General features: G+C 38.1%; 4 protein-coding genes. 1 reads left to right on the top strand and 3 read right to left on the bottom strand.

What is annotated here, in order from left to right; translation table 11 throughout:
* Window positions 1-136: 136 nt before the first annotated feature.
* The 3 genes from glmS to GQR47_RS19915 all read right to left on the bottom strand — a co-directional run bounded on the left by glmS (window position 137) and on the right by GQR47_RS19915 (window position 6,385).
* Window positions 137-1,957, bottom strand: coding sequence for a glutamine--fructose-6-phosphate transaminase (isomerizing) (gene glmS, locus GQR47_RS19925; RefSeq protein ID WP_024597000.1), 1,821 nt, complete (start codon window positions 1,955-1,957; stop codon window positions 137-139).
* Window positions 1,958-1,995: 38 nt separating this feature from the next.
* Window positions 1,996-2,760: a DeoR family transcriptional regulator gene (locus GQR47_RS19920; RefSeq protein ID WP_024596999.1), complete on the bottom strand. Its 765-nt coding sequence runs from the start codon at window positions 2,758-2,760 to the stop codon at window positions 1,996-1,998.
* A gap of 184 nt (window positions 2,761-2,944) precedes the next feature.
* Window positions 2,945-6,385, bottom strand: a complete 3,441-nt coding sequence (locus tag GQR47_RS19915; protein WP_024596998.1) for a VCBS repeat-containing protein — start codon at window positions 6,383-6,385, stop codon at window positions 2,945-2,947.
* A gap of 184 nt (window positions 6,386-6,569) precedes the next feature.
* On the opposite strand from GQR47_RS19915, the gene GQR47_RS19910 reads away from it, so the two are divergent.
* Window positions 6,570-7,097, top strand: coding sequence for a sugar O-acetyltransferase (locus GQR47_RS19910; RefSeq protein WP_024596997.1), 528 nt, complete (start codon window positions 6,570-6,572; stop codon window positions 7,095-7,097).
* The last annotated feature ends 233 nt before the right edge of the window (window positions 7,098-7,330 follow it).

Raw genomic sequence — 7,330 nt, 5'->3', positions numbered from 1 at the left:
AAGATTTGAAGATCTGATCATGACATTGAGATTTAGTTCAAAAAAATCCCCGCTAATTTCTTAGCAGGGATTTGTGTATAAGAGACAGCATTAAGCGCCTTTTTATCTTTAACAGGTAATTACCAACCTATTGATTTTACTCAACAGTAACTGATTTAGCTAAATTACGTGGTTGGTCAACGTCGGTACCTTTAATTACTGCTACGTAGTACGACAGTAACTGTAATGGCAGTGTGTAAACAATTGGCGCAATAATGTCGTCAGTGTGGTTTACGTTGATAACACGCATTGTGTCGTCTGACTCAAAGTGTGAATCTTTATCTGCGAATACGTAAATAATGCCGCCACGTGCACGTACTTCTTCTACGTTTGATTTAAGCTTTTCTAATAGCTCATTGTTTGGTGCTACAACAATAATTGGCATGTCGGCATCTATAAGCGCAAGTGGCCCATGTTTTAGCTCGCCCGCTGCGTAGGCTTCTGCGTGAATGTACGAAATCTCTTTAAGCTTAAGCGCACCTTCCATTGCGATTGGATATTGTGAGCCACGACCTAAAAACAGTGAGTGATGCTTGTCGGCAAATTCTTCTGCAAGGTCTGCAATGCCATCTGCAAGCAGTAATGTTTCTTCAAGCTTAGCAGGTAGTACTTTTATAGCATTAACAATAGCACTTTGATCAAGCTGTTTTTCTTGAGCTATAGACGCAGTAAGCATTAACAAACCAACTAATTGCGTTGTAAATGCTTTAGTAGAAGCCACGCCTATTTCAGCGCCAGCTTTAGTCATAAAGGCTAGGTCTGATTCGCGTACAAGCGATGAACCAGGTACGTTACAAATGGTCATTGAGGCCATGTAACCTTGCTCTTTAGCTAGGCGTAATGCAGCTAGCGTATCGGCAGTTTCACCCGATTGAGAAATAGTAACAAGTAAGCTATTTTCATGAACAAACGACTGACGGTATCTAAATTCAGAAGCTATTTCTACATTACAGCTAACGCCTGCAAATTGCTCAAGCCAATAACGTGCAACCATACCTGAATGGTAAGACGTACCACAGGCAATAATTTGCACGTGTTTTACGTCTTTAAATATTTGCTGAGCGCTTTCGCCAAAGGCATCAATTGCTACGCGGTCGTCGTTTAAACGCCCTTCAAGGGTATTACGTACCGCAAGTGGTTGCTCGTAGATTTCTTTTAGCATGTAGTGGCGGTAGTCGCCTTTGCCTGATGCATCTTGTGTAATGTTTGACTCAATCACTTCACGCTCTACAGCGTCGCCATTTTCATCAAAAATTTCTACTGTGTCACGTGTAATACGCGCTACATCGCCTTCTTCTAAAAAGATGAAGCTACGAGTAACAGGTAATAGTGCTAACTGATCAGAAGCTATAAAGTTTTCGCCAAGGCCTAAACCAATAACAAGAGGGCTACCTGAGCGCGCTACAATGATTTCGTTGTCGTTCGCTTTATCAAATACAACTGTACCAAAAGCGCCTTCAAACTGTTTAACAGCAGCTTGTACTGCTGTAAGTAAACTAGTTTGCTGCTTACGAAGCTTATGAATTAAGTGCACCATTACTTCGGTATCGGTTTCAGATAGAAACTCGTAGCCTTCTTCTTTAAGCGATGCGCGTAAGCTTGCGTGGTTTTCAATAATACCGTTGTGCACAAGTGCTAACTGGTTGTTTGATACATGTGGGTGTGCATTTGCTTCTGTAACGCTACCATGTGTTGCCCAGCGCGTATGTGCAATACCTGTATGACCGCTAACACCTGCTTTTTCTAGAGCTGCTTCTACGTTAACTACTTTACCTACTGCTTTTACAGTATTTAGCGTAGAGCCTTCTAGTAGTGCTACACCGGCAGAGTCGTAGCCACGGTATTCAAGTCGCTTCAGCCCTTCAATCAGTATTCTATTTACTGGACGTTCTGCAACTGCCCCAACTATTCCACACATAATCTCTCCAATAATCTTGTATATTTACCACTTTGTGGCTACTCAATAAATTCAGCGCAAATTAGTTTTACACCACACGCCTCAATTGCTTTGCGCTTTTCATCTGCTAAGCCATTGTCGGTTATTAATGTGGTTACTATTTTCCACGGTAATTCTAAATTTGGTATTTTTCGGCCAATCTTATCTGATTCAACCATTACAATTACTTCACGAGCCGCTTTTGCCATTACTTGGCTCAAACCAACTAACTCATTAAAGGTTGTTGTGCCACGTTTTACATCTATACCATCCGCACCAATAAAGAGCTGATCAAAGTCGTAAGAGCATAATACGTTTTCGGCAACTTGCCCCTGAAACGACTCAGAATGCGGATCCCACGTCCCACCGGTCATCAAAAGTGTTGGCTCGTTCTCAAGTGCTAATAAACGACTCGCTACTTTAATTGCGTTTGTCATTACAACTAGCCCACGCTTATCAGCAAGCTCGGGGATCATCGCAGCAGTAGTACGCCCGCTATCAATAATAATGCGGTTATGATCTTTTATAAGTTTTGCTGCAGCCTTAGCTATTGCGACTTTGCGCTTTGAATCTATTTCATCGCTAACAATTTCTTTAGGCAGAGCAATAGCACCGCCGTAACGGCGCAGCAATAAGCCACTTTTTTCAAGCGCGGTTAAATCTTTTCGAATGGTTACTTCAGATGTTTGAAACTGCTGTGCTAACTTTTCAACGGCTACTTCACCTAATTCATTAACTTGAACCAGTATATTGTGACGACGCTGCTGTGTGTTTCGTTTAGTCATAAAGCTCGTGAATTAAGTTTCATTTCGAAAGTTATGCGATTTTAAACGAAACAACCTAAATGGCAAGTGAATGAGTAAAAAAAGCGCAATGTGCGCTTTTTAATTTAACAGCATGTAGATGTGGTGAAACATTCTAACTTGCTCAGTGAGCTAGAAACTAGATTACTGAGCACGCTATTATTTTTTAGTTCAAATAAGGATATATTAAAAACTCACTACCTAAAATATATAAACTCCAAGAATCACGCTCATCTTTTTGAATTAATACATCGTGGTAATTATTCGAGATTTGTGGACTCTCCCAAATAACTTGATTTGATAACTTATCCACTAGGCTAATTGTTTTTTCTATAGAGTAATGCGCCAGATAGTTTCGGCCATAAACGCCACCTATAGTTTCATCGAGGATTTTCTCTTTGTGGTAAATTGTAAAGCCCTTAATTTGTTGTTCGTCCAAAATTTCTAATGCTTTCGTTTTCGTATCTAATACTATTAAACCACCTTCTTCATCGAAAGTACCAAAAGTACGATAATCAATTATTAGCTCTAGTTGAGGATCTGAATCTAGCTGAATAGCATGTACATGCGCGACATGGCTTGTTGTTTCTTGTAAGAAATCTAAAGGTACAGGCCAATTGCTACTGTCAATTGAAATGGGTGATAAGCTTGGATTTTCGTAAAAAGCTATACCTAAATCGTAATAACCTATTATTATTTTTGACAACTCCTCAGACGGCAAGTAAGGAAAGTAGGCTCTTGATACGACTTCTCCTGTTTGTTTAGCGATTGTGTAATATCTAATATCACTTTTAAAGCTCAAGTGTGTTTCGGACTCTGTAAAAGCAAAATCATACGAATTAGAAAAAGTCACTTCTGCAACGCTAGTTTGCCAAATTACACTGGTTGAACCTGTATTGCGTTTAACAATAAATGTCTCGTTGTTAATTTGAGTTAATGAATACTCAATTTGATTTTCATTATCTTGCGTTAACAGCATCTCTCCAGTGAAAGTAACAGGTGCATTATTGTGCGTTACCTTAGCCGAACGGCCAAAATCTGAAATGCTAACCGTATCATCAACAGCACCAACAATATGAAGATTAGGAAGTTGACCTTGAGCCACTGATGAATACTCAAGCTGCCATAGCCCATTCTCATAGCTAAAGCTTTGCATCGCATATTCTTCGTATAAATAACTTCCTTCTAAACTATCTGTTTTGCTTACTAATAATGACTGTATTCCATCATTATCAAAATCAACAGCACCTATTACTCTCCCAATGGGGTTTTCAGCAATAGATACAGAGAACAATTGCCACTGCTGATCAAAGTAATAAAGCTCTTTTGAATTAGAAAAATAAACATGACTATAAGGACTATCTACTTCAAGGCTAATCGAAATACCATCATTGAAATTAGTCTCAAACTTTTCACTACCCACCTGCAGTTCACCACCTTCCCACCATATTAGTTCACTATAATGTTCGGAGGCCTTATATCTAGTTACACGACAATTATCACCACTGGTAAATGCCTTAAATTTATATTCAGAATAGGGTCCTATCAGGTATTTGTTCTGTTTGACATCAAATATACTTTCCCTATCAATTAACTCTTTAAAGCCGTCGTTATTCAAATCACAAACTTGAATCAAGCGATTTGAATAATTAAGTGAAAGGTCCGGCGCAACAATAAGCGTAGTGATAGAAAGATCATTTCCATTAATAAGATAGCTATCATACGAATGCCCCGCCGAAAGAAGAATATCTTCAATACCATCGCCGTTGTAATCAAATACCATAGAGTTATAATTTTCAGCCGAAACATCATCTATCAGCAAACTACTTGAGCCCTCATTAGTTAAAAATATTTGATGCTTAGCTGCCTCTTGGTTGTAAGTAATACTTAGCCAATTTAGTTGCGTCCCTGACTGATTAAGAAATGCACCTACATGCTCAACATTTGAAGGTAAGGGAGGTATCCATTTATTGTATTCTAGCAACCCTGTCTCACTGAGACTTAAGATATAATTATCATTACCGCGTAATACACCCCTTTTTTGGTTCGAAAGCTTAATTGAAGCTACACTGGATGTTGAGTTGTTCACATAACCAACTGAGCGATTATCTACGCCACCGAGTGATTGAAGGTTGATTTGGTGCTTAATTCTTATTTGATTGTCAGAGTTTGAGATATCAACAGCAAAATTTACGTTTAAATTACTACCAAAGTCAGGCGCGTTGCTTAACCAATTAATCTCTCCTTGTTCTGAAATCGAGATATTACTTGGCCCATAAGCAATTTTGTATTCAAAAGGACCATCGAACTCATCATTAGATAAGTTAATAATGGCTGTATAGTGTTCACCTAATTCTATTTCATCATATGCAGTAATGTCAGAAACAATTGCTGGCAGTTTTTCTAATTTAAACTCATGCTCCACAGTATTTTCTGCACCACTTGGGTCTACAACTGTTAACGAAATACGATAAAGGCCAGGCAGGTCTCCAATAAAGTCAATTTTGCTACCGGTGCCAAGTTGCCAACTAGCATTCTGCGGAAAAGTTATTAATTTCCACTCATAACCTAATGGTTCAAAATCAGGGTCCTTGGACTGCGTTGCATCAAGAGTAAGGATAGAGTGTCGTAGAGCTTTGTTCGAGCCTGAAATACTTGCTATAGGAATAGAGTTGGCAGTATTGTTATAAACATTATCTAAGTCAGTTAAATAAAACTCTAGTGGCAAAAATTCATTAGATAGATGTATGGTCGAAATGCCATTAGCTTTGAGAGCTACACTAGCAGTATTTTGTGATATTAGGGTGTACTTTGCTCCTATTATTGAAGGCAGAGATATATCATTGGTTGGATAAAACTCATCAGTTTTTATTGTTAGTTTTCCTAAATCACTAAAATAAACTTCGCCATTAAAACCAATACCATACCCAACATTGGTTGCATCTAAAACAGCATCAAGCCTTACATTAGAGAATAAAATATCAAGGGAATTTTCATCAGCACCTTTAAATTGAATATTCACAGTAGCGCTACTGTCACTATTAACTCCCTGACTATTAGCAATAGCAAAACCTTCTGTTAAATAGGTAACCCCAAGCACTTCGTTACTAATTGTTAAACTAGGTACTACCCCATATTCTAAAACAAATTCAGCGTTAGAGTTTTCGATATAAATATCAGATTGCCCATTAAAAACCCACCCAGCAGCAGAGCAATTGTTATAAGTAATTATATAGTGCTGATTAGCCTCTTCCTCTTTCATGTCAGCAGAGCCAGTAACACAACCGAAATTATCAGATTGGTTATCTAGCACTGGGTCGTGGAGAAATAGATTTTGATAATCCTCTCCAAATACTATGGAATTTAGGCTATCTATTAGATATGAGTACTGAGTTGTTAGTTGAGTTACATTACTTGCTGTTATTTCGAATAAAGATAATTCACCGTCATAGGTAGGCGTATTTTGATAATCAGGCTTAACAAATTTAGTTTTTCCAGAAGAACCAGAATCATTATTAGCAGGTTGGCTGGCATCATTACCCCCTCCCCCACAACCGGCTAAAATAATTGTTAAACAGAATAATTTAGTTAGTTTATTTAATTTCATTACTTACTCCTTGTAACATGAATTTTACATTATTAAAGCTTTTTTAAAAAGGAATATAATAAAAGTCAAAATTTGTTTAAAACCTTTTTAGCCCATACAAAAAGGTAATAACAACTTTTCAGTAAAATATATAAGCATGAGATAATACTTAATAATGTATGCATATAAATGAATAACAAACTCAATGAAATTATTTAATAGCGTGACTAAGCCATATTTAATGCAAAGAAAACAAACAGGCGAGATATGCCGATTATTCAATAAAAGCCCGAGCAAAGGTAATTTAAAGCGTATTAAAGAGCTGTTCGCACAATGCGGTGAAGAGGTAATTATAGAATCAGGTTTTCATTGCGATTATGGCAATCAAATAGTTATTGGTGATCGTACTTTTATGAATGTTAATTGCACACTTCTCGATTCGCCATTAGCCAATTACTCAATCACCATAGGTGATGACTGCTTAATAGGCCCGAACGTTCAGCTTTTAGCTGTGTCACATGCTACTAATCCAGCAGAAAGGCTTAATAAGGAAAACTTTGCAGCACCTATCGCGTTAGGCAATAACGTATGGATTGGCGCAGGCGCTATTATTCTTGCTGGAGTTAATATAGGCGAAAATAGTATTGTGGGTGCGGGTGCTGTGGTTACTAAAAATGTAATGGCTAATACCGTAGTAGCGGGTAATCCAGCTCGTGAAATAAGAACACTATAATGTGATTTTAACGTTGGGAGTCGCTGTGCTCGCCCGACCTACGTGATGGTGTTGCTATGAGTGTGTTAATTCGCACATTTCATTTTCTGCAGACGTAAAAAAACCGACTATTTCTAGTCATGCTCTCTACAATTTTAAGCCTTGTGGGGTTCTAGGGATTTTCCCCTCTAAAGTAACATAAATCGCCACAACCCTCGCAGTTAATGGCTTGTGGAGCTGGGTTACCTTTCATT

This window comes from Pseudoalteromonas sp. Z1A2 (genome assembly GCF_011378755.1).
In the GTDB taxonomy this organism is placed as follows: Bacteria; Pseudomonadota; Gammaproteobacteria; order Enterobacterales; family Alteromonadaceae; genus Pseudoalteromonas; species Pseudoalteromonas distincta.
This window is presented reverse-complemented; position numbering and strand designations above follow the sequence as displayed.